Source organism: Micromonospora sp. KLBMP9576, assembly GCF_050941805.1.
Lineage (GTDB): Bacteria > Actinomycetota > Actinomycetes > Mycobacteriales > Micromonosporaceae > Micromonospora.
The window spans coordinates 590,908-613,715 of record NZ_CP194567.1 but is presented as its reverse complement, the minus strand read 5'-3'; the positions used below and the strand labels follow the sequence as shown (position 1 = coordinate 613,715).

10 protein-coding genes are annotated in these 22,808 nt (G+C 75.0%); 3 read left to right on the top strand and 7 right to left on the bottom strand.

The window, feature by feature from the left end; translation table 11 throughout:
- Window positions 1–6: 6 nt before the first annotated feature.
- On the bottom strand, window positions 7–1,464 hold the full coding sequence (locus ACQ452_RS02905) for an amino acid adenylation domain-containing protein (protein WP_433389477.1): 1,458 nt from the start codon (window positions 1,462–1,464) through the stop codon (window positions 7–9).
- Window positions 1,465–1,520: 56 nt separating this feature from the next.
- Window positions 1,521–2,138 (bottom strand): N-acetyltransferase family protein, encoded by a 618-nt coding sequence (locus ACQ452_RS02900; RefSeq protein WP_433389476.1) that lies wholly within the window; start codon window positions 2,136–2,138, stop codon window positions 1,521–1,523.
- Between the two features lie 161 nt (window positions 2,139–2,299).
- On the opposite strand from ACQ452_RS02900, the gene ACQ452_RS02895 reads away from it, so the two are divergent.
- Window positions 2,300–5,734, top strand: coding sequence for an AMP-binding protein (locus ACQ452_RS02895; RefSeq protein ID WP_433389475.1), 3,435 nt, complete (start codon window positions 2,300–2,302; stop codon window positions 5,732–5,734).
- On the opposite strand, the gene ACQ452_RS02890 is transcribed toward ACQ452_RS02895, so the two are convergent.
- Complete coding sequence (locus ACQ452_RS02890; RefSeq protein WP_433389474.1) at window positions 5,721–6,485, bottom strand: thioesterase II family protein; 765 nt, start codon at window positions 6,483–6,485, stop codon at window positions 5,721–5,723. The genes ACQ452_RS02895 and ACQ452_RS02890 overlap by 14 nt on opposite strands.
- Before the next feature lie 114 nt (window positions 6,486–6,599).
- On the opposite strand from ACQ452_RS02890, the gene ACQ452_RS02885 reads away from it, so the two are divergent.
- Together ACQ452_RS02885 and ACQ452_RS02880 are read left to right on the top strand one after the other, a co-directional pair.
- The gene (locus ACQ452_RS02885; protein ID WP_433389473.1) at window positions 6,600–8,312 is read left to right on the top strand and encodes a condensation domain-containing protein; all 1,713 of its coding nucleotides are present in this window, start codon (window positions 6,600–6,602) and stop codon (window positions 8,310–8,312) included.
- Window positions 8,309–13,678, top strand: coding sequence for an SDR family NAD(P)-dependent oxidoreductase (locus ACQ452_RS02880; RefSeq protein ID WP_433389472.1), 5,370 nt, complete (start codon window positions 8,309–8,311; stop codon window positions 13,676–13,678). The genes ACQ452_RS02885 and ACQ452_RS02880 overlap by 4 nt, the downstream gene beginning before the upstream one ends.
- A gap of 33 nt (window positions 13,679–13,711) precedes the next feature.
- Here the strand turns inward: ACQ452_RS02880 and ACQ452_RS02875 are convergent, their stop codons facing one another.
- Genes ACQ452_RS02875 through ACQ452_RS02860 form a run of 4 tightly spaced genes read right to left on the bottom strand, consistent with a single transcriptional unit; the run spans window position 13,712 to window position 22,806 of the window.
- Window positions 13,712–15,946 carry a lantibiotic dehydratase gene (locus ACQ452_RS02875; RefSeq protein WP_433389471.1) on the bottom strand — a complete coding sequence of 745 codons (2,235 nt, stop codon included), beginning with the start codon at window positions 15,944–15,946 and terminating at the stop codon, window positions 13,712–13,714.
- The gene (locus ACQ452_RS02870) at window positions 15,946–17,013 is read right to left on the bottom strand and encodes a GNAT family N-acetyltransferase (protein ID WP_433389470.1); all 1,068 of its coding nucleotides are present in this window, start codon (window positions 17,011–17,013) and stop codon (window positions 15,946–15,948) included. The genes ACQ452_RS02875 and ACQ452_RS02870 overlap by 1 nt, the downstream gene beginning before the upstream one ends.
- A 13-nt stretch (window positions 17,014–17,026) precedes the next feature.
- Entirely contained in the window at window positions 17,027–20,506 is a 3,480-nt protein-coding gene (locus ACQ452_RS02865; protein ID WP_433389469.1) for an AMP-binding protein, read from the bottom strand.
- Entirely contained in the window at window positions 20,506–22,806 is a 2,301-nt protein-coding gene (locus ACQ452_RS02860) for an amino acid adenylation domain-containing protein (protein WP_433389468.1), read from the bottom strand. Before ACQ452_RS02860 ends, ACQ452_RS02865 begins: the two co-directional genes overlap by 1 nt.
- Window positions 22,807–22,808 lie beyond the last annotated feature (2 nt).

Below are 22,808 nucleotides of genomic sequence, written 5' to 3'. Positions count from 1 at the left end.
CGCCCGTCAGCGGCGTGCGGCCAGCGCGGAACGGTCGACCTTGCCCGAGGGGGTAAGCGGGATCGCCGGCAGGACGGTGTAGGTGGCCGGCAGCATGTGCGGCGGCAGGGTCCGCTCGCATCCGGCGCGGGCCCGGCCGACGACGTCGGTCGCGCCCTCCTCCGCCACCAGGTACGCCGCCAGGTAGTCGCCGACCTCCCGCCCCGACACCACCTCGACGGCCGCGTCGCGCACCCCGTCGCAGCGGCGCAGCGCGCCCTCGATCTCGGCCAGCTCGATGCGGAACCCGCGCAGCTTGACCTGCCGGTCGGCGCGGCCGAGGAACTCCAGGTCGCCGCCGGGCAGGCGTCGCGCCAGGTCGCCGGTGCGGTAGTGCCGCACGCCGTCCGAGGTCACGAACCGCTCGGCCGTCAGGTCGTCGCGACGCAGGTAGCCGCCGCACACCCCGGCACCGGAGATCCACATCTCGCCCGCCTCGCCGGCCGGCACCTCGACGCCGTCGGCGTCGCGCAGCGTGATGGAGAGGTGCCCCAGGGCGTGGCCGATCGGGGACCTGTTGGTCCGGCCGCTGAGCGCCTCCTCGTCGAGCAACTTGAAGGTCGCGTAGACGGTGGTCTCCGTCGGGCCGTACATGTTGACCAGCCGCACGTCCCCCGGCTGCCCCGCCACGAACGCGGCGGCCGTCTCCAGGTCCACGGCCTCGCCCGCGAAGACCACGTACCGCAGGGCGTGCCGGGGCCGGCCGGCCTCGACGTGCGCCTCGGCGACCAGGCGGAACACGGCCGGCACCTGCAACAGCACCGTCACCCGCCGGTCGAGCAGGAGGTCGAGGAAGAGCTCCGGGTCGTACGCCGCGTCGGCGTCCACGACGACGACGGTCCCCCCGGTCACGAGCGGCCCCCACATCTCCCACACCGAGACGTCGAAGTTGATCGAGTGGAACTGCGTCCACCGGTCGTCCGGACCGACGTCGAACAGCGGGAGCGCCGCCCGCAGCAGGCTCAGCACGTTGTGGTGGGTGACGACGCACCCCTTGGGCCGGCCACTCGAACCGGACGTGTAGATGACGTACGCCCGGTCGGACGCGGCCACCCGGGGCAGCACGGCGTCCGGGGCGGCGGGGTGGCCACGGGCCGGCACGTCCTCGCCGACCACCAGGCCGATGCCCGCCTCGTCGACGATGAAGCGCAGCCGCTCCGCCGGATACCCCGGGTCGAGCGGAACGTAGGCGGCGCCGGCCAGCATGATGCCGAGGATCGCGACGGGCACGTCGATCGAGCGGGCCACCCGCACGCCGACGAGGTCACCGGGAGCGACGCCACGGCGGAGCAGCTCGGCGGCCAGCGCCCGCGCCTCGGCGGCCAGGCCGGCGTACGTCAGGCTCTCCTCGCGGCACACGACGGCGGTCCGCTCCGGCTGCCGGGCGCACGTCTCGAGGAACCAGTCGGTCAGACAGTCCTGCACGGGCCGATCATCGCCGACGTGCCGGCCCCGGCGGCGTCCCCGCTTCCCGGGACGGCTCAGAAGTCGACGCGCACGACCGCGCGGCGGTTCGAGGGCCGGGAGACCTCCCGGAAGCCGGCCGCGACGAATGTGCTCGCCAGCCCGACGTGCAGCTCGTCGGCGACGGCACCCCCCGTCGTCAGCGGATAGCCCTCGACGGCCCGGGCACCGCGCTCACGGGCGTACCGGACGGCGGCGACGGTCAGCGCGCGGCTGATGCCCCGCCTGCGGAAACCGGGTCGGGTGAAGAAGCAGGTCACCGCCCAGACGCTGTCGTCGTGGCGGTCCTCCTGGCGGCCCGTCCAGGCGACCCGGCCGCCGCGCACCAGACCGACGTACGACGTGCGGGGCTCGACCGCGCACCAGCCGACCGGCTCGTCGTCGAGGTATGCCACCAGGCCCGTCGTCGACTCCGCGTCGGCGTGTCCCGGTTCCGTCTGCGTACGGAACCGGTCGGCCCGCACGTCGCTCGACAGCGAGACGACGCACTCCTTCGGCAGCAGCTTGTAGCGCTGGCACTGGCAGTGCGCCGGGGCGGTGGAACTGAGGACCGTGCGCAGGTCTGCCCAGCTCACCTCGTTGGCGGGCCGGATGGTGAGCGTGGCGTCCTCGAGTTGCCGGGTCCTGCCGGGCATGTCGCGCCACCGTCCTGTCCGGTCTCCGGTGTCTGAGGCACCGGGAATCGTATCGCGCGGCCACCCCGGTGCGGGTGGGCCGCTGTCACGGGAAAACCTGACAGGCGACGGCCCCGGCGGTGCGGTCCGATGAAGGTCACCGCCTCGGGGAGAGAACAGTCGTGGCCACACATGCCGGAACGGTCGGGGAACTGCTGCGGACCCGCGCGAAGGACCAGCCGGACCGGCTCGGCTACGCCTTCCTCGCGGACGGCGAACAGGAGCGGCTGCCCCTGACGTACGGCGGGGCCGACGAACGCGCCTCGGCGGTCGCGGCCGGCCTGCGCGCCGCCGGGTGTCTTCCCGGCAGCCGGGTGATCCTGGTCCTGCCACCCGGGCTGGACTACCTCACCGCCTTCTTCGGTTGCCTCTACGCCGGCGTCGTCGCGGTGCCGGTCTATCCGCCCGACCCGTTCCAGCTGGAACGCAGCCTCCCCCGCCTGCTGGCGATCGTCCGCGACGCCGGCCCGGTGGTGGCGCTGACCACCGCCCCGCTGCTCGGCTTCCTCGACGAGGTGACCCGTCTCGCCCCCGAACTCGGCGCGATGCGCTGGCTCGCCGTCGACGAGATGCCCGCCGCCGCCGACGGCGAGGGCGAGCCCGAGCCGCTGCGGCCCGACAGCACCGCGCTACTCCAGTACACCTCGGGATCGACCTCGTCGCCCCGGGGCGTGGTGCTGTCGCACCGGAACCTGCTGCACAACTCGTCCGTCATCCAGCGGCTCTTCCGCACCACGCCGGAGAGCCGGGGGCTGGTCTGGCTGCCGCCCTACCACGACATGGGCCTGATCGGCGGCCTGCTCCAACCCCTGTACGGCGGTCTGCCCGTCACGCTGATGTCCCCGCTGCACTTCCTCGAAGAACCGATGCGCTGGCTGCGGGCCATCCACCGGAACGGTGCCACGGTCAGCGGTGGGCCGAACTTCGCGTACGACCTGTGCGCCCGCCGGTTCGACCCGGAGCGCGACCCGGATCTCGACCTCAGCTCGTGGGAGGTGGCCTTCGACGGCGCCGAGCCGATCCGGCCGGCGACGCTGCGCCGCTTCGCCGAGACCTTCGCGCCGTTCGGGTTCCGGCCCGGGGCGTTCCTGCCCTGCTACGGGCTCGCCGAGGCGACGCTCATGGTGACCGGCACCGGCGGCATCGAGCCCGGACAACCGGCGGCAGCGCTGCCCGAACCCGTCGCGGTGGACCGCGACGCGCTCGAACGGCACGTCGCCGCGCCGCCCGGGGACGGGCCGGTCGCCCAGCTCACGAGCTGCGGCCGGAGCGTGCCGGAGCAGATCGTCGCGATCGTCGACCCGGCCACCGCCACGCGGTGCGGGCCGGGGCGGGTGGGTGAGATCTGGGTCGCCGGCCCGAGCGTCGCGTCCGGCTACTGGGGTCGCCCCGACGAGAGCGCCGAGGTGTTCGGCGCCCGGCTCGCCGGCCGTGACGAATCGTTCCTGCGGACCGGCGACCTCGGGTTCCTCCGGGACGGGCAGCTCGTCATCACCGGCCGCTCGAAGGACCTGATCATCGTCCGTGGGCGCAACCACTACCCGCAGGACATCGAGTTCACCGCCGAGCGTGCCGATCCGGTGCTGCGGCCCGGCTGCACGGCCGCGTTCCTGGCCGGCGACGACCGGCTGGTCCTCGTCCACGAGGCGCGGCGGCAGGCCGGGAGCGTCGACGTGGCCGCTGTGACGGCCCGGGTACGCGAGGCGGTCGCGCGCGAACACGGCCTCCAGGCGCACACCGTCGTGCTGATCCGGGCCGGCGGCCTGCCGAAGACGTCCAGCGGCAAGGTGCAGCGCCGGCTCTGCCGCAGCCTGCTGAGCGACGGCGCGCTGCCCGAAATCGGCCGGGACACCTCGACCGTCGCGCCCGACGCCGACCGGGTGCCCACCGCGTCGGCCGCGCCCGACCTGGCCGCCGACCGGGTGCGCGCCGCCGCGCCGGACGACCGGCCCGCGGCGCTGGAGAGCTACCTGCGCAGCCGCGTCGCCCCGCTCACCGGCACCGCGCCGGCCGACCTCGACCCGGCTGAGCCGCTGCTCGCGGCCGGCCTGGACTCCCTCGCCGTCGTGCAGCTCAAGAACGTGGTGGAGGCCGAGCTGGGGCTGCGGCTCCCGCTGCCCGACGTGCTCGGCGGCGCCACCCTGGGTGCGGTCGCGGCCGGGCTCGCCGACCAGCTCGCCGCCGCGCCGGACGGTGCGGCGGTGCCGCCGGCGCCCGACCGGGACGTCCCGGCGGCCGGGACGGTGGCACCGCTGTCGCACCAGCAGCGCCGCATGTGGATCCTGCACCGGCTCGCGCCGGAGAACACGGCGTACACGATCTCGGTCGCGCTGCGGCTGCCGGAGCCGGTCGACCGGGACGCGCTACGGCGCGCGTTCGACGCCCTGGTGGCCCGCCACGCCGCACTGCGCACCACGTTCCCGGTACGCGACGGTGAGCCGGTCCAGCTCGTCGCGCCCGACGGGCGGGCGGCGTACCAGGAGCACGACGCGCGCACGCTGGACGACCGGACGCTGACGCACTGGCTCACCCGGTCCGCGCGGCGGCCCTTCGACCTGGAGGCGGGGCCGTTGCTGCGGCTCGACCTCTACCGGGGCGCGGGCGGCGAGGTGCTGCTGCTCGCCGTGCACCACATCATCGCCGACTTCTGGTCGCTGTCGGTGCTGGGCCGCGACCTCGGGCTGCTCTACGACGGGTGCGCCGGCGGCCGGGAGGTGACGCTCCCGCCGCCCGCCGCCACGTTCGCCGACTTCGCCGCCTGGCAGCGGTCGCTGCTCGCGGATCCGGCGCAGGAGCGACGGCTCGGCACGTACTGGGACAGCGTGGTCGGTGACGGCGTGCCGCCGCTGTCCCTGCCGCCGCTCGGCGACCACCCGCCCGCGCGCGGCGGCAGCCGGTACTTCGCGCTGCCCGCCGACCTCGCCGCCCGGCTACCCGAACACGCCGCGGCGCAACGGGTGACCCGCTACGTGCTGATGCTCGCCGCCTTCCAGGCCGTGCTGCACGAGCTCACCGGCCGGCCGGACCTGGTCGTCGCCGCCAACGCGGCGGCGCGCAGCAGGGCCGAGTTCGCGCAGGTCGTCGGCTGCTTCCTCAACCCGCTGGTCATCCGCAGCGCACACACCCCCGGCGAGCCGTTCCGAGCGCTGCTGTCGCGCACGCGGGACGCGGTCATCGGCGCGCTGGAGCATCAGGACTATCCGATGACGATGGCGGCCGAGCGGCACGGCATCCAGCGCGTGCCGATGGCGGAGGCGCTGTTCTCGTTGAACCGCTCGCTGGAGCACGGCGACGACCTCGCGGCGGTGGGTTTCGTGGGGCGGCCCGGCGTACGCCGGTCGCTGGGCTCGCTGGCGATCGAGCGGTTCCCGCTGCCCGCCGCGGAGACCGGCCTCGCCGTCGAGATGGTGCTGGCCGAGATCGACTCGGTGCCGCACGGGGTGCTGCGCTACCGGGGCGACGCGCTCGACGCGGACGGCGCCGACCGGCTGGTGGCCCGGTTCGTGCGGAAGCTACGGGACGTGGTGACGGAGCCGGACGCCGTCAGCCCGCGCTGACGGTCGCCAGCGCCGCCTCGACGTGCCGGGCCAGCGCCGACGCGCCGTCACCCTCGAGCGCCCAGTGCCCGGCCGCAAGCTCGGCGGTGATCAGCTTCTGCGTGCTCTGTTCCTGCCACACGCGCAGGTCGGAGGCGTCGACGTTGCCGTCGTCCGCGCCCCGCACGGCCAGGATCGGCACGGGCAGCCGGGGCGCGGGGCGGTGGGTGTAGCCGTCGTACATCTCCCAGTCCGCGCGCAGCGGGCGCTCCAGCATGGCGACGAAGTCCGGGTCGGCGATCAGGCTCTCGTCGGTGCCGCCCATCGACATCGTCTGCGCGAGCAGCTCCCTGGTCGGCAGCCGGCCCATGCCGGTGTCGAAGACCACCCGCGGCGGCAGGCAGCCGCAGACGACCAGCAGGCGGGGGTTCCGGCACGGTGCGTGCACCAGCAGGCGGGCCGTCTCGTACGCGACGAGCGCGCCCGAGCAGTGGCCGAACAACGCGTAGTCCCCCTGGAACGCCGCGAAGCCGTCGCTGCGGGCCGCCGCCTCGAAGTCGGCGATCAGCGGCTCCATCCGGCGGTACGGCCGCTCCCGCAGCCGCCGGCCGTGCCCGGGCAGCACCGCGGCCGAGAGCGAGACGCCGCCGGGGCGCAGCTCCTCCCGCAGCTCGTTGAAGACGGTGGACGCGGCACCGGCGTGGGGGAAGGCGAAGAGCTCCAGCACCCCGCCCTCGCGGCGGTACGGGAACCAGTTGTCCACCGACGACATGGGTACGCCCCTCCTGCCTGATCTGCTACACCAGTCAAGCGGAGGACGGTGGGTGCTTCCTGTCCTGTGTATCGGCGACAGGGCCGTGCGCACCCGGTTCCTTAGCCTTCCGGTATGGCACATCCTGCCCGGGCCGAGGCCACGACCGGATCGGCCGACGGTGCCGCGAGCGGCACGATCAGCCGCCGGTCGGCGCCGCTCGTGCCACCGCGCACGCCCCACGAAGAGTCCATGGTCGCTATCTGGCGTGACGTCCTCGATCGGCCGGACATCGGCGTGCTCGACGACTTCTTCGACCTCGACGGCAACTCCATGCACGCGATCCGGGTGATCACCCAGATCCGGGAGACCTACGGGGTCAGCGTCCGGGCGATCGACTTCTTCGAGTCGCCGACCGTGGAGACCCTGGCGGCCTTCGTGGCCGCGCAGACGGCGCCGGAACGTCCCGTGGTCGGCCCCCGCCCGCCCGACGCCGAGCCGGTGCTCTCCCTCGACCAGCACCGGCTGTGGCTGGCCGACCAGCTCGTGCCGGGCGGCGCGTACAACGTGCACGGCCGCCGCCGGCTGCTCGGCCCGCTCGACGTCGGCGTCCTGGAGGCCAGCATCCGGGCGATCCGGGACCGCCACGAGACGCTGCGTACCCGGTTCCCGGACATCGACGGCGAGCCGCTGCAGATCGTCGACGACCCCGACCCCGGGTGGCGGCTGCGGATCGCCGACGTGTCCGACGCCGCCGATCCGCTCGCCGCCGCCGTCCGGGTGCTCGACGAGGACGCGATGACCTCGCTGAACCTGGCCGAGGGGCCGCTGTTCCTGAGCCTGCTGGTGAAGCTGAGCGACTCCGACCACGTGCTGGGCATCACCGCGCACCACACGGTCTGCGACAACGGGTCGGTCGCGCTCTTCGTCAAGGAGCTGTCGGCGCTGTACCGGGCCGGCGGCGACCCGGCGCGGGCGGAGCTGGCGCCGCTGACCATCCAGTACCGGGACTTCGCGGTGTGGCAGCGCCAGTGGCTGGCCGGCGACGCGATCAACCGGGAACTCGACTACTGGCGGGAGCACCTGGCCGGCGCGCCGAAGGAACTGACGCTGCCGGCGGCGGCACCACCTGCGGTCGGCTCGGCGGCGCGGGGCGGTCGCCTGCGTGCGGCGTTGCCCGTCGACGAGACAGCCGCCCTGCACGAGCTGGGCCGCACCCACGACGTCACCGTCTTCATGACGCTGCTGGCGCTGTTCACCTCGGTGCTGGCCCGCTGGTCGGGTCAGCGTGACGTGGTCGTCGGCGTGCCCATGACCGGCCGCACCGACGCCGGCACCCGCGGCCTCATCGGCCTGTTCTTCAACACCCTGCCCATCCGGGTACGCCTCGACGGGGACCCCACCGTCGCCGAGGTGCTCGGCCGGGCGCGCGAGGCGGCACTCGGCGGGTACGCCCACCCGGACGTGCCCCTCGACGTCATCGTCCGGCACGTCAGCCGTACCCGGGTGCGCGACCGCACGCCGCTGTTCCAGGTGATGCTCAACGTCGTCGACGTCAACCGGGGCGACACCGGCCTCGGCGACGTCGTGGACGAGCCGATGGACTCGCCGGTGCTGCCCAGCAAGCTCGACTTCCTGTTGACGGTCAGGGAGATGGACGGGTCCGTCCATCTCGAACTCGAGTTCGACGCCGACCGCTACGACGAGGCGCGGGCGCGAGACCTGGTCGAAGAGATGCGGACCCTGCTCCGCGCGGCGTGCGCGGACCCCGGCACCGCCGTGTTCGACGAGCGGACGGCGGCTCCCACCGCTTCAGCTCCACCCGCACCGAAGGAGACGCGGCCATGAACGAGCATGTCGAACCGATCGCCATCATCGGGTTGGGCGCGCGGCTGCCCGGCGCCCGCGACGTCGGCGAGTTCTGGTCGAACCTGCGCGCCGGCCGGGAGTCGATCTCCTACCTGAGCGACGCGGAGCTGCTCGAGAACGGCGTCACGCCGGCCGAGCTGGCCAACCCCGACTACGTCAAGGCCGTGCCGCTGGTGCCGGACGTCAAGCTCTTCGACGCCGAACTGTTCGGGATGACGGCCCGCGAGGCGGAGATCTGCGATCCGGCGCTGCGGCTCTTCCTGGAGGTGGCGCACGCCGCCATCGAGAACGCCGGCTACGACGTCAGCAAGGTGGGGGCCGGTTTCGGCGTCTTCTCCGCGTCCGGCCCGTGCGACTACCAGGATCTCTACCTGCGCCAGAGCATCAAGTACCGGTCGGCGGACATCTTCCAGATGTCGACGCTGAACAACACCGACTACTCGGCGACGCTCACGGCGTACAAGCTCAACCTGCGTGGCCCGGCGATGACGATCGTGACGGCGTGTTCGAGTTCGCTGGTCTCGCTGCACGTCGCCTGCCAGTCGCTGCGCTCCGGCGAGTGCGACGCGGCCGTCGTCGGCGGCGCCAACGTGGAGGCCCCGTACGGTCAGGGGCACATGTGGGTGCCCGGCGCGGTCCGCTCGGCCGACGGGCACTGCCGCCCCTTCGACGCGCACGCCACCGGGACGATGTTCGGCAACGGCAGCGCGGCCGTGGTCCTCAAGCGGCTCTCCGACGCCCAGCGCGACAACGACAACATCCGCGCGGTCGTCCGCGGCAGCGCGATCAACAACGACGGCTCCGACAAGGTCAGCTTCAGCGCGCCGAGCATCAACGGACAGTCCGCGGTGATCATGGAAGCGATGGCCATGGCCGGCTGCGATCCGCGGGACATCTCGTACGTCGAGGCGCACGGCACCGCCACCGCCCTCGGCGACCCGATCGAGGTGGCGGCGCTGGCCGACGCGTACCGCAGGCTCGCCGGCACCGACCTGCCGCGCGACTCCATCGGCATGGGGTCGGTGAAGTCGAACATCGGGCACCTCGTCTGGGCCGCCGGCATGTCCGAGGTGGTCAAGGTCGCGCTCTCGCTGGAGCACGAGGAGATCCCACCCACCGTCAACTTCACCGAGCCGAACCCGAAGCTCGAGCTCGAGCGGACGCCGCTGTTCGTCAACGACACGCTGCGGCCCTGGCCCCGCACCGACGGCCGGCCGCGCCGCGCCGGGGTCAGCTCTCTCGGCATCGGCGGCACCAACGCCCACGCCGTGCTGGAGGAGGCGCCGGCCCGCACCGTGGCCCCCGAGCCCGAGCGGCCGCGCATCGTGGTCTGGTCCGGCCGCAGCACGACGGCCGTGGACGACGGCAAGGCCCGGCTCATCGACTACTTCGAGGCCGACGACGCGGACACGTTCCCCGGCTCGGTGGCCACCCTGCAACGCGGCCGTACCACGCACAAGATCCGCGCGGCGGCGGTCGGGCGCACCCCGGCCGACGCCGCGGCCGCTCTGCGCTCGGGCCGCTTCGTCAGCGGCGGCGACTCCGGCACCGCGCCGCGCCCGCTCGCCTTCCTCCTGCCCGGCCAGGGTTCGCAGCGAGCCCGCATGGCGATGGCCCTGTACGAGCAGGAGCCGCACTTCGCGAAGCTCGTCGACCGCTGCCTGAGCGGCTTCGCCGAATTCGACCTGCGGCTGCGCGAACCGTGGGAGTCGGCCGATCCCGACGCGCTGACCGACACGCGCCTCGCCCAGCCGATGCTCTTCACCGTCGGATACGCCCTCGCCGAGACCCTGCGGCACTGGGGGCTGCGGCCGGACACGCTGGTCGGGCACAGCGTCGGCGAACTCACCGCGGCGGCCCTGGCCGGGGTCTTCTCCCTCGACGACGCCATCCGGCTGGTGGCCGCCCGCGCCCACGCGATGGCCGACGCGCCGCCCGGCGCCATGCTCGCCGTGCCCGCGCCGGCCGACGAGGTGGCCGCCTGGCTGTCCGGCTCGCTGGTCGTCAGCGTCCGCAACGCCCCGGACCGCGCGGTCGTCGGCGGGCCGTCCGACGAGGTGGCCGCGCTGGAGCGCGAGCTTTCCGCGAAGGGGCTGAACGTACGCCGGCTCGTCACGTCGCACGCCTTCCACAGCCCGATGATGGCGGAGGCGGCAGGCGCCTTCCTGGAGACGATGCGGACCGTCGAGCTGCGTCCCCCGCGCATCCCGGTCATCTCCGCCGCGACCGGCGCGCCGGTCGCCGACGACCAGGCCACCGACCCCGTGTTCTGGGCCGGCCAGGTCGCCGAACCCGTCAGGTTCGACCTCGCCCTGGACGCGCTGCTCGGCGAGCCGCGCACGCTGCTGGAGGTCGGCCCCGGGCACGTGCTCACCGGCCTGGCCCGGCGGCACCCCGCCGCGGGCGCGGCGGGCAGCGCGGTGCTGGCGTCGCTCGGCGTGCCCGAGGCCGACGGCCCCGACGACCTCGAGCGCGTCCTGGACGCCGTCGGTCGCCTCTGGGTCGCCGGACACGACGTGGACTGGGACGTCCTGGACGGAAACCGGCCCTGGCAGCGCCGGGCCGTGCCGGGCTACCCCTACCAGCGCAAGCTCCACTGGGTCACGCCCACGAGCGGCCCGGCCGCGCCGAAGCGGGCGGACGAGCCCGAGGCGGGCGAGGCCGACGCCGCGCTCTCCCCGGAGTCGCCGGCCGCCGTGGCTGCCGAGCCGGGGTCGCCGTTCTCGACCCTGACCTGGGTCGAGGCGACGGCCCGCCCCGAGGCGCGGACCGAATCGGAGGCGCTGGCGCTGGCGTTCCTGCCGGCCGACCGCGACGAGGCGCTGACAGTGCTCGGCCCGCTGCTGCAGACGGGCGCCCGGGTCGTCCGGGTCCGGCCGGGCCCGGCGTTCTCCGCCTCCGCCGACGAGTTCCGGATCCGGCCGGGTGAGCCCGCCGACGTGGAGCAGGTCTTCGCGCGGCTGGCCGCGGACGGGCGTCAACCCGAGCTGCTGCTGCACGCGTGGGGCGTGCCGCAGTGGTCCGCGCCGACCGCGCGCACCGTGGACGAGCAGCTCGACCTGGCCTTCACCAGCCTCCTCGGGCTGGTGCAGCACGGCACGCGGCACGCCGTGAAGGGCCGGTTCCCGCGGGTCGTGGTGCTGGCCGCCCGGATGGTGGACGTCTCCGGCGTGGAGCCGCTCGATCCGATCAAGGCGGCCCTGGTCGGTCTCACCCGCACGCTGGCGCGCGAGGCTCCCGGCGTCTCCTGCAAGGTCGTCGACGTCGGGCCGGGCACGACCGAGCAGGCGCTCGCCGCCGAGCTCCGTGCCGCCGACGGCCACGAACTGGTCGCCCTGCGGGGTCATCGCCGCTGGGTGCCGGACGAGCAGCCCCTCGACCTCGACGGCGTCCCCGGCTCCCCCGGCGCGGTGCGACCGGAGGGCGTCTACCTGATCACCGGCGGTCTGGGCGGGCTCGGGCTGGCCATGGGCAAGGCGCTGGCGCGCTCCGGTCTCCGGCCCCGGCTGGTGCTCGCCGGCCGCACGGCACTGCCCGACGACCCCGCGACGATCGCGCCGAACGACGAGCGGCTGCGGCACGCGCTCGCCGAGATCGAGGAGATGACCGAACTCGGCGCCCAGGTGCGGACGATGGCCTGCGACGTCGGCGACGCACGGCAGGTCAACCGGCTGCTGGACGTGGTGGGCGCGCAGTTCGGCCCGGTGCGGGGCGTCCTGCACCTGGCCGGCGTCGCCGGCGACGGCATGCTCCAGTTCCGATCGCCGGCCGACACCCGCGCCGTGCTGCACCCCAAGGTGCGCGGGACCGTGGTGCTCGAGGAGGCGCTGCGCGACCGGCCGCCGCTCGACTTCTTCGTCTCGTTCTCCAGCCGGGCCGCGCTGCGCGGGCTCGTCGGCAGCGGCGACTACGCGGCCGCCAACGCCGTCCTCGACGCGCTCGCCGTCTCCGGCCGCGACGGCCGTCGCCGGTTGAGCATCAACTGGCCGGCCTGGACGACCGTCGGCATGGCCGCCGAGCACCTGGGGCCGCCGCCGGGGACGCACGAGGTGCGCGGCACGCTCGACCCGGAGCGCGACTGGGTGCTCGACGAGCACCGGCTCGACGGGCGTGCGGTGCTGCCCGGCACGGGCCACCTCGATCTGGTCATGAACCAGTTCCGCGGCCTGGAACTGATCAGTCCCGACGACGCGATCCAGCTCGAGGACGCGGTGTTCCAGAACGCGCTCGTCGTCGACTCGCCCCGCGAGACGCTGGTGACCTTCACACCCGACGGCGACCAGTGGCGCTTCCAGGTCCGTTCCCGCGCGGCGGCCGGCCCCGCCGGCGACTGGACCACCCACGTCGACGGCCGGATCTCCGGTCGTGCCCGCAAGGACAGCGTGGTGCCGCCCGGCGAGATGTACGAGGCCCTGCCCGAGGTCGAGCCGCCGTCGTTGAAGCCCGGGCCGGGACGTCTCTTCACGCTCGGCGGCCGGTGGCAGAACATCGACCGTATGTGGCGCGACGAGTCGGGCCGGGAGCGGGTCGTGCAGCTGGTCCTGCCCGCGCAGTTCGCGGGCGACGTCGAGTCGCACCAGGCCCATCCGGCGCTGCTCGACGGCGCGACGGCGGCCGTCCGCGACGACGCCGACGACATCCACCTGCCCTTCATGTACCGGCGCGCGGTGTTCCACCGGCCGTTCCCGCCGATCATGTTCAGCCAGATCATGCGGGACCCGGACCGGCCCGGCGTCCTCTCCGCGGACATCACGGTGGTGGCGCCGGACGGCACGCTGCTGGCCGAGATCGAGGGCTTCACGATGCGCCACACCGGCCGCCAGGTGCACTTCCTGGAGGACGCTCCGCCGAGGGACGCACCCGCCGCGTCGCCGGCCCCGGCCGGCACCGACGGCATCGACCCGGACGAGGGCGGTCGCCTGCTGACCCTGCTGCTCGCCGCGCCGACGCCGAGCCAGGTGCTGATCCGGCCGTACGCGAACGGCAGCCCCGTGCCGATTCCGGCGCGCGCGCTCGCCCTGCCCGACCCGGCCGCCGCCGAGTCCCTCGCCGCGCCGGCGCAGCTCCCGTCCGCGCCGGCGCAGACCGCGCCGGCCGAGGGCGACGGCCAGGTGGACGCCGTGCAGGCGGCGATGTTCGAGATGTGGCAGGAGGCGCTGGGCGTCGAGACGCTCGGCCCGGACGACGAGTTCTTCGAGCTCGGCGGCGACTCGCTCAGCGCGGTGCAGCTCATGCGCCGGCTGCGGGAGCGGTTCGGGGTCCAGCTCAGCATCGGCGTCCTCTTCGACTGTCCGACGGTCCGCGCGCTCTCCGCCGAGGTCAGCCGGCAGGTCGCGGCAGCCTGACGCGTGAGCCGCGCGGGCCCTCGCCCGCGCGGCTCACGCGTCTTCCCGCCACGAGGCCGGCGGGGTCGGCCGGGGGTCCACGGCGACGAGGCGCAGCTCCGAGGTGTACGACCCGTCGGGCAGCCGCAGCCAGAGCTCGGACGGCGCCGGCAGCATCTCGCTCAGCTCCACCTCGCGTCCCGCGACGCCGTCGTCCCCGGCGGCGCGCCGGACCGCCCGGCACAGATTGTCGGCGAGCAGCGGGGCGGCCAGGTCCACGTAGAACGGCTTCGGGTCGCCCGGCACCCGGGCGAACGTGTGCCGCGGCACGCCGAGGTCGCCGATCAGGCCGCGGATCACCGTCTGGTCCGGGTCCCGGTCGCGCCCGGGCGTCGCGGCGAGCCGCTCCAGCGGCACCCGCCAGCTCTCCCGGCACACCGTCATCGCGCCGATCGTGACGCGGGGCGCGTGCTGCGCCGCCGGCCGCAACTTGAACAGGTTGACCGCGACGGAGCTCAGGTGCTCCCCGAAGCACTCCAGCACCGGCGCCGCCCAGCCCTCCGAGGGGCAGGTGGCGGTGAGCACGCCGGCCCGCTCGACAACTGTGATCGCCGTCGCCGGGGTGCCGCGCACCCCGGACGGATGCCCGTCGTCCGAGCCGAACGAGACGTACCGGTAGTGGCCGGGCGGGTCGAGCGAGAGCGGCGGGTAGCTGCGTGAACTCACGTCCCGCGCCGTGCTCGGATAGAGCGGCACGACCCGGCCGGGCGCCATGTCCGCGGCCATCGCCGCGACCAGCTCGGCCGGGTCGTCCGCCTGCTCGCTGAAGAACCGGCTCTCCAGCGTGTTGAGCGCCACGTGCAGCTCGCCCAGCACCCAGGACAGCGAGCCGTCCGGCCCGCGCCGCAACAGCACGTCCGGGCTGTGCGACCGCGCCGCCGCCCAGAGCCGTCGGGGTGCGGGGAACAACCCGTCGGACAGCCGCCGCGCGAGCGCCACGTCCACCTCGACGGGGCCGGCGCCGCCGGTGCCGATGATCTCCGCCCAGCGGAACTGGAAGTCCGCGACCACCTCCGCGAAGGCGGAGTTGCCCGGCTGCAGCAGGTCGGCGACCGCCATGTACAGGTCGGCCAGGGTCACCTCGGGCCGGGTGGCCGACAACCGCCGGAAGGCGTCGGCGAGGTGCTCCTCCGCGAGGTCGGCGACCTGGCCGCAGAGCCAGCGCGCGCTGTCCAGCAGCACGCCGAGGGGACGGCTCAGGTCGTCGAGCGCGGCGTCGCCGACGGTCGCGTCCAGGTCGCGCCGGCAGTCGAGGTAGTAGGGCGTACGGCCGCCGACGGCATGGGCGGGCCGCCGCACCGGTGCACCGGCCGCCTCGTCCAGAGTGGCGGTCGCCGCGACGAGCGCGGCGCGCAGCTCGCCCGGCCCGGCCGCCGCCTCGACCCGTCGGCAGGCGTCGCGGACCAGGTCCAGGCGCGCGGCCAGCTCGCCGCGCAGCGGCTCGTCCGGCACGCCGGCGAGCTGCGCCTCGAGCCCGTCCAGCGGATGGCTGGAGATCGGCACCCGGAAACCGACCTGCACCACACCGGCGGTACGCAGCCGCTCCAGCGTCGCGGTCGCACCCGGGAACGCGCCGGTGCGGTCGGCGCCCCGGGCGAGCCCGCGCAGCACGTCGGCCTCGTCGTCGGCGAGCACGTACGGCCGGCGGTAGGGCCGCAGCACGCAGCCGCCCCGTACCGCGCAGGAGGGATCGAGCCGGACGGGCAGGTGCTCGCCCAGCCGGGGGTCGACGTTCCACCCCGCCGCGATCGCCTGCACCGCCCACACCTCGACGTACACGGTGGCCCGCCGCACGCCGCCGGTGCCCTCCCAACCGGTCTCGGCGGCGCCGAACCTCGCCCACGCCACCGGTCCGAAGAAGCCGATGGTGTCGTTCTTCGTGCTGTACCGCTGCGCGTAGCGCGCGACGACGGCCAGGCGGTGCCCGAACCGGCTGCCCCGCACGTGCGGGGTGTCCCCGGCCCGCAGCGCCGCCGCGTGCGCGGCGGCCCAGGTGTCGACCGCCTCCGGGTTCTGCCAGGTCAGCGCGGCGAGGAAGACGTCGTCGGCGAGCAGCGCGTCGAAGGCGTCGCGGTGGGCGCGGCGGCGGTCCCCGTCGGCGTCTGCCGCGAAGACCTCCAGCCGCTCGATCGGCAGCCCGGCGGAGCGCAACGCGGCGAGCCGCCAGAGCGCCCAGCCGCGGTCCAGGCCGACCAGGTGCTCGCCGCTGGCGGCGCTACCGTCGTTCATCAGGGGGTTCCTTCCGGCTGGTCGCACGGGTGCCCGTCGTGCTGCGCCGCGGCGCCGATCAGGATCGTCCGCAGCCGTTGCTCCGTGCAGCCGCGCCGGGTCTTCGCGCCCAGGCCGCCGAGGCCGTAGTCGATGGACTCGATCCCCCGGCTCGCGGCCCGGCCGACCGGTTCGTAGAACAGCAGGTTGAAGTAGAGGAAGCTCCCGCCCGCCGTCGCGTAGTCGCAGCCCCACGCCTTCAGGATCCAGCGGTTGCCGCAGGCCAGCAGCAGCGAGCACGCGACGGGCTCGCCGTCGGCGTAGGCGACCAGCGCCGTGAAGTCCTCCCGGAGCCCCATCGCCAGCAGGGTGTAGTGGAACTCGACCTGCTGGACGTCGAGGTCGTTGCCGTGCCGCCGCTCGGTCTGCACGAGCAGCGGGGCGATCCGGCCCACGACCTCGGTCATCCGCTCCTCGCGCACCACCAGACCGGCGTCCAGGAACTCGCGTCGTTCCCGGCGCACCGACGTGCGCAGCCCCTGCGAGGGCAGCCAGGAGACGTACTCGTCGAAGGAGTCCCAGAGGATGGGCAGGACGGCCTTCGCCCGGGTGTCGGCGGCGAGCGCCCGGTAGCCGTGGGAGTCGAGCCAACCGGCCTGCGTCCCGTCCAGGTACGGCAGCAGGACGTGGCCGGAACCCTCCGCGCGGGCCATCGCCCGCGCCTCGTCGACCAGCGCGGCGGCGACGGTCGCGGCCCGGGCGGGGGGCACGTCGGCGGCGACGGTGAGGAAGTTGGCGTAGACGCCGTACGACCCGGCGAGGAAGAGGCGCTCCCCGCCCAGCGGCACGGCCGGCTCGAAGATCACGCCGGGGTCCACGGTGGGATGCCAGGGCGGCACGGCCGAGTACACCGGCGTCATGCCCAGCACCGTGCCGTCCGCCTCCCGGGCGACGAGGTAGCCGGTCGTGCCGTGACCGCGCTGGGCGAGCTGGATGCGTTCCAGCTCGGCGCCGTAGAACCGGGTCGAGGCGACGCCGAGCCGGTCGAGCAGGGCGTCGTCGAGCCGGTTCAACCGTTCCACCCTCATGCCTGTCTCCCGCTCACTGCGGCCCGGACGCGGACTCCTGGATCCACGTCCGCACCTGGCGACGGCTGGCGCGCATCCGGGCCAGCCGGTCCGACCGGTCGGCCACGGACACCGCCGCGCCGTCGGGGGCGGCCGGCGCCGCCTCGGGCGGGCCGAACAGGAACGTGCCCAGCGCCCGCAGGTTCGGATGGTGGAACAGGCTGACGGCGTCCACCGGGCGGCCGAGCAGGTCGCCCAGCTCGGCGCTCATCCGCAGCAGCGACACCGACGTGAAGCCCGCGTCGAAGAAGTTCGCCGCCGGGTCGAACGGCCGGCCGAGCACCGACTCGGCGAGCTGCCGCAGTCGCGCGTCGGTCGCCACCGGGCCCGCGCCGGCGGGGGCCGCCGGCTCGAACCGCGGCGCCTCGGGTTTGAGCGTCTCGCCGAGGTCCAGGCGGTCCACGACGACGACCCGGGCCGGCACGGTGCCGGGCGGCAGCATCGCGGCCAGGTGGGCGCGCAGGTCGTCGGCGACGACCACGGCCTCCGCGGACCGCTGCACCCAGACCCGGACGGCCTGCCCCCGGTCGTCGCCGACGACCTCGGCGACCGCGTCGGTGACCCCGGCGAAGCCGCGCGCCACCGACTCCAGTTCCTCCAGCATCACCCGGTAGCCGTTGACCAGCACCTGCCGGTCGGTGCGGCCGGCCAGGTGCAGCAGACCAGCCGCGTCGCGGCGGGCCAGGTCGCCGGTACGCAACCAGCGCCGGCCCTCGGCGTCGGTCACGAACCGGTCGATGGCGGCCCGGCCGACGTAGCCGTCCGCGAGGTGCGGCCCGGCGACCCACAGCTCGCCGAGGTGGCCGGCGTCGCAGCGCCGGCCGTCCGTGGCCCGCACCTCGACGTGCCGTCCGGGCAGCGGGACGCCGATCGGCACCTCGGCGGTCGGCGGCAGCGGCCCACCCGGCGCGATGGCGTGCGCGACCACGAGCTGCGGCGTCTCCGTGCAGCCGTAGCCGTTGAGGAGCGTGGCACCGGGCGCGCAGGCCCGCACGAGCGCGGCGGTGGTCGCGGACAGCGGCGACCCACCGCAGATCACCGCCCGCAGGTCGGGCATCGGCCTCGGGTCGGCGCCGAGGACGAGCGCGAGCAGCGCGGGCGTCGCGCTGAGCACCGTCACCCGCTCGGCGCGCAGCCAGGCGGCGACCCGGGCCGGGTGGCCGGCGACGCCGGGCGGGGGCACGCAGACCGTGGCGCCGAAGCGCAGCGCGAGGCCGAGGTCGCGCAGCACCGGGTCGTGCGCCGGCCCGCTGAGCATCGACACCCGGTCTCCGGCGTCCACGCCGAGCAGGGCGGCGAGGTCGTCGACGGCGGCCTCGGTGACCGGGGTGGGCACGCGCACCGGCAGCGGCTCGCCGGTGGTGCCGGAGGTGAACAGGACGTGCGCGGGACCGTCACCACGCGCGGCGGTCGCGGCGGGCACCGGTTCGGCCGGGCCGTCGGACGACCACGGGTAGGCCCAGGTCACGCCCGCCACCGCGAAGGCGCCGTCGCGGCGGCGGACCGGCCAGTCGGCGTCGACCGGCACGGCCGTCACCCCGGCCTGGCGACAACCGAGCAGACGTACGACGAACTGGCTGTCCCGCCGGGCGGGAAGCGCCACGACGGCACCCGGTCCGGCCTGTGCCCGCAGGTGCTCGGCCTCCCGGCGGACCAGGTCGTGCAACGCCCGGTAACCGAGCACCGTCGTCCCGTCGGTCAGCGCCACGGCGTCCGGCCGTTCCCCGGCCGTGCGCCGCAACCGCTCCGGCGTGGACTCCTCGGCGACCGGCGCCACCGGTGTGCCGGTGCCGCCCGGTGGGGCTTCGAGCAGGTCGCCGAGGGCGCGCTGCGGGTCGTCGGCCGCGGCGTGGGCGGTACGCACGACCTGGTCGAGCAGCGCGGCGGTGTCGGCCGGTGCCAGCAGCCCTCGGGGGCTCACCAGGTGCAGGCGGTAGCCGTCGGGGCCGCGCCGCAGGTACAGGCCCAGGTCGAAGAGCGACCACGCGGGCGGCAGGTCGTACTCGGTCACCTCGGCGGCACCGAACGTGGGCGGGGCGACGGCCTGCGTCAGGTCGCTGAACCACAGGCGGATCAGCGGGCTGAGCGACGTGCGGGGCAGGCGCAGCCGCTCGACGATCTCGTCGAACGGGGGCAGCGCGTGGTCGGTGGCGTCGGCGTACGCGTCGCGCACCATCGCGTACGCCCGCAGGAAGCTGCCCGCCCGGTCCGGCTCGATCGGCAGCGGGAGCGTGTCCAGCAGGAAACCGACGAGTCGCTCGTCCTCCGGCCGGCTGACCCGCACGCTGGGCAGGCCGACCACCTCGGCGCGGCCCGGGCCGGCCCAGGCGGAGAGCACCGCACCGGCGACGGTCAGGAAGAACAGCGCCGGGGTGAGCCGCCGGGTCCGCAGCGCCTCGTCCAGCGCCGCCGACCGGTCCCGGGGCAGCGCGACGCTGTGTGTCGAGGCGGCGTGCACGGTCTCGTCCCGCTCGGCGGCGGCCAGCGGCAGCGGCGCGGCGTTGCCCGCCCCCGCGAGCCGCCGCGACCACCAGTCCAGGTCGTCACGCCAGCGCGGGGTGCCGGCGAGCGCGGACTCGTGCCGCAGGTGGGCGAGCAGGCTCGGCGCGGCGGTGGCGAAGGCCGGGGCGGCGCCCGCGAGACGCTGCCGGTACGCCTCGGCCAGCTCGGCCAGGACGATGTCGGTCGAGCGCATGTCCGAGATGAGGTGGTGCATGACCAGGATCAGGTACGTCCGGTCGAGCGCCGGGACGTAGACGACCCCGACCCGCCACAGCGGTGCCGCGGCCATCGGGAACGGCTTGTCGGCCAGCCGGTGCAGGGCCTCGTCGACGGCCTGCTCCGCGTCGCCGCCCCCGGCCCGGAGCACCTCGACGGCCACGGGCACGCTCACCCGGTCGGCGACGACGATCTCGCAGCGGTCCGGTCGTGGCTCGGCCACCGAGCAGCGCAGCGCCTCGTGCCGTTCGCTGAGGTCGCCGAGCGCGGCCCGCAGCGCGGCCGGCTGCACCCGGCCGGCGACGGCCAGCACCCGCACCACGTTGTAGGCCGGCGACCCGGGGTGCAGCCGGTGCCAGGTCCAGATGCGCCGCAGGGTCGGGGCGAGCGGCGCGGAGACGACGGTCCTCGCCTCCGGTGCGGGCGCGACGGGTGTCGCGGGCGCGGGCGCGGGGGCCGGCTGCGCGCCGGCGCGGTCGGTCACCATCGTGACCAGCTGGGCCAGCGTCGGGTCGTCGCGCAGGATCGCCGACATCGGCACGTCGACCGCGACGTCGCCGCGCAACCGGGCGATCAGCCGCGCCGCGGCCAGCGAGTGGCCCCCGGCCGAGAGGAAGGCCTGGTCCTCGGGGACCGTGCCGTCGGGCCGCTGCCCGACGATCTCGGCCCACGCGAGCCGTACCCGGGCGGCAACCGACGTGGTGCCGTTGCCCTCGTCCACCTCGTGGGCGCGCATCAGGCACCGCCTCCCTGTGAGTGCGTGGCCCCCCGGGCAAGGGCCGTCTGCGCCAGCGCGGCCCGGTCCACCTTGCCGTTCGGCGTGAGCGGTAGCTCGTCGAGCAGGCACAGCCGGCTCGGCACCATGTATTCCGGAAGCCTGTCGACCAGCGCCGCCTGGACCAGCTCGACCGGCGCGCCCGGCGGCCGGCACGTGTAGAAGGCCGCCAGCGACCGCGCCCCGGCGAGGTCGACCGTCACCACGGCGGCCTCGCGCACCGAGCCGACCGCCGTGATGACCGACTCGATCTCGCCGAGTTCGACCCGGTAGCCGCGGATCTTGACCTGGTGGTCGACGCGGCCGAGGAACTGCAACTCGCCGTCGGGCCGCCAACGGCCACGGTCGCCGCACGCGTACATGCGCTCGCCCGGCACGAACGGGTCGGGCACGAAGCGCTGGGCGGTCTGCGCCGGGTCGCCGTGGTAGCCCAGCGCGAGGCAGTCGCCTGCGGCGTACAGCTCGCCCGGCACGTCGACGGGTGTCGGCTCGCGGTTCTCGTCGAGGACGTAGTAGCGCGCGTTCTGCATGGGCCGGCCGTACGGGATGCTCGCCCAGCCGGGATCCACCCGCTCGATGACGTGGTACGTCGACCAGACGGTCGTCTCGGTGGCGCCGCCGTAGTTGACGATCGAAACGTTCGGGAAGATCGTCTTGATCTCGTCGGGCATGGACAGCGCGACCCAGTCGCCGGCCAGGAACATCAGCCGCATCGACGTGCGGCCCGGCCCCTCGGTGCGGGCCGTCGACAGGAACGGCAGCACCCAGGCGAACAGCGGGGGCGCGGAGTTCCAGAAGGTGATGGGCTCGGAGAGCAGCAGGTGCGCGAGGCGGGCCGGCTCGGCCAGGTCCTCGTCGGTGGCCAGCCGGATCGAGCCTCCCGCCGAGAGCAGCCCGAAGATGTCGTAGATGGACAGGTCGAAGCAGAACGAGGTGACCTGGAGCATGCGGTCCGCCGGGCTCACCCCGAACGTCCTGGTCACCCATTCGAGCATGTTGACCAGCGCGGTGTTCGAGACGCTCACGCCCTTGGGCCGTCCGGTCGAGCCGGACGTGTAGATCACGTAGGCGACGTCGCCGGGCCGGGCCCGCAGCGGCCGGTCCTCGCCGGGCTGCCGGGCGACGTGCCAGCCGGTGGACACCCGGGGGCCGCCGTTGGCGCCCCCGATGATCGTCGCCGGCTCCTCGGCCCGGTGCAGGACCAGGTCGTAGCGCCGCGCCAGGTCGGCGGGCAACCCGTCGGCGTCGGCACGCGAGCGCACCTCCACCCGCGACCAGACGCCACCGCGCAGCGTCTCGGGAAACTCCGCGGGCAGCACCAGCAGCCCCGGGGCCGGTGCGACGCCGGGCGGCAGGAGGTCGGTGAGCACGACGCGACCGCCGGGCCGGACGACCTCGGCGAGCCGGTCGAGCACCACCCGCAGGTGGTACAGCCCGGGGAGGTGCCCGACGACGCCGGACACCAGCGCGGTGTCGAACGAGCCGGGCAGCAGGTCGGCGACCTCGTGCGCGTGGCCACGCACCAGGTCGACGAAGAGCCCCTCGTCCTCGGCCCAGGCCGAGGCGTCGCGCACGGCGCGGTCCGCCGGGTCGAGGCCGGCGTAGAGGTCGACGTGCGGGGCGACCTGCCGCAGCACCGCCCCGGAGCCGATGCCGATCTGGAGCACCGACGAGGGACGGTCGGCGAGCACGAGGCCGCTCACGTGCCGCGCGTACGCCGCCAGGTCCTCCCCGGTGGGCTGGTCGGGCCCGGCGGCGTCCCACCGGCGGGCCACCTCCTCGGCGTCGGGGAGCAGCGCCGGTTCCTCCTCGGCCACGTCGAGCAGCACGAGATCGGTCAGTCCCGGGGTGCCGTCGACCCGGGCCAGGTCGGCGGCGTTGCCGACGAGGCAGCGGGCGCCGGCGGAACCGAGCACGTACCCGAGGCGGTTGTCCGGCCAGTCGGGGTGGCAGGGCACGAAGGCGGCGCCGCTGAGGGCGACGCCGAGCAGGGCGACCACCGTGTCGGGCCGGTGCCGGCCCACCACGCCCACGTGGTCCCCCGGCCCCACGCCCCGCTCCTCGAGCAGGCGGGCCAGCCGGTTGGCCGCGGTCAGCAGCTCACCGTACGTGTATGCCGTGCCCTGCGCGGTCAGCACCGCCGGGGCGTCCGGGGCCCGGCGCGCGGCCTCGACGACGAGCCGGGCCGGCACGATGTCCCGCCGGTACGGGTACGCGGTCCGGTTCCAGGCCTCCGGCGGATAGTCGGTGAGCTGACTCACGG

What these genes read in the sequence shown, in the direction of transcription:
- ACQ452_RS02870 (WP_433389470.1), bottom strand. Translation starts at nt 17,013, where the DNA reads ATGAGGGTGGAACGGTTGAACCGGCTCGACGACGCCCTGCTCGACCGG.
- ACQ452_RS02900 (WP_433389476.1), bottom strand. Translation starts at nt 2,138, where the DNA reads ATGCCCGGCAGGACCCGGCAACTCGAGGACGCCACGCTCACCATCCGG.
- ACQ452_RS02880 (WP_433389472.1), top strand. Translation starts at nt 8,309, where the DNA reads ATGAACGAGCATGTCGAACCGATCGCCATCATCGGGTTGGGCGCGCGG.
- ACQ452_RS02890 (WP_433389474.1), bottom strand. Translation starts at nt 6,485, where the DNA reads ATGTCGTCGGTGGACAACTGGTTCCCGTACCGCCGCGAGGGCGGGGTG.
- ACQ452_RS02865 (WP_433389469.1), bottom strand. Translation starts at nt 20,506, where the DNA reads ATGCGCGCCCACGAGGTGGACGAGGGCAACGGCACCACGTCGGTTGCC.
- ACQ452_RS02885 (WP_433389473.1), top strand. Translation starts at nt 6,600, where the DNA reads ATGGCACATCCTGCCCGGGCCGAGGCCACGACCGGATCGGCCGACGGT.
- ACQ452_RS02875 (WP_433389471.1), bottom strand. Translation starts at nt 15,946, where the DNA reads ATGAACGACGGTAGCGCCGCCAGCGGCGAGCACCTGGTCGGCCTGGAC.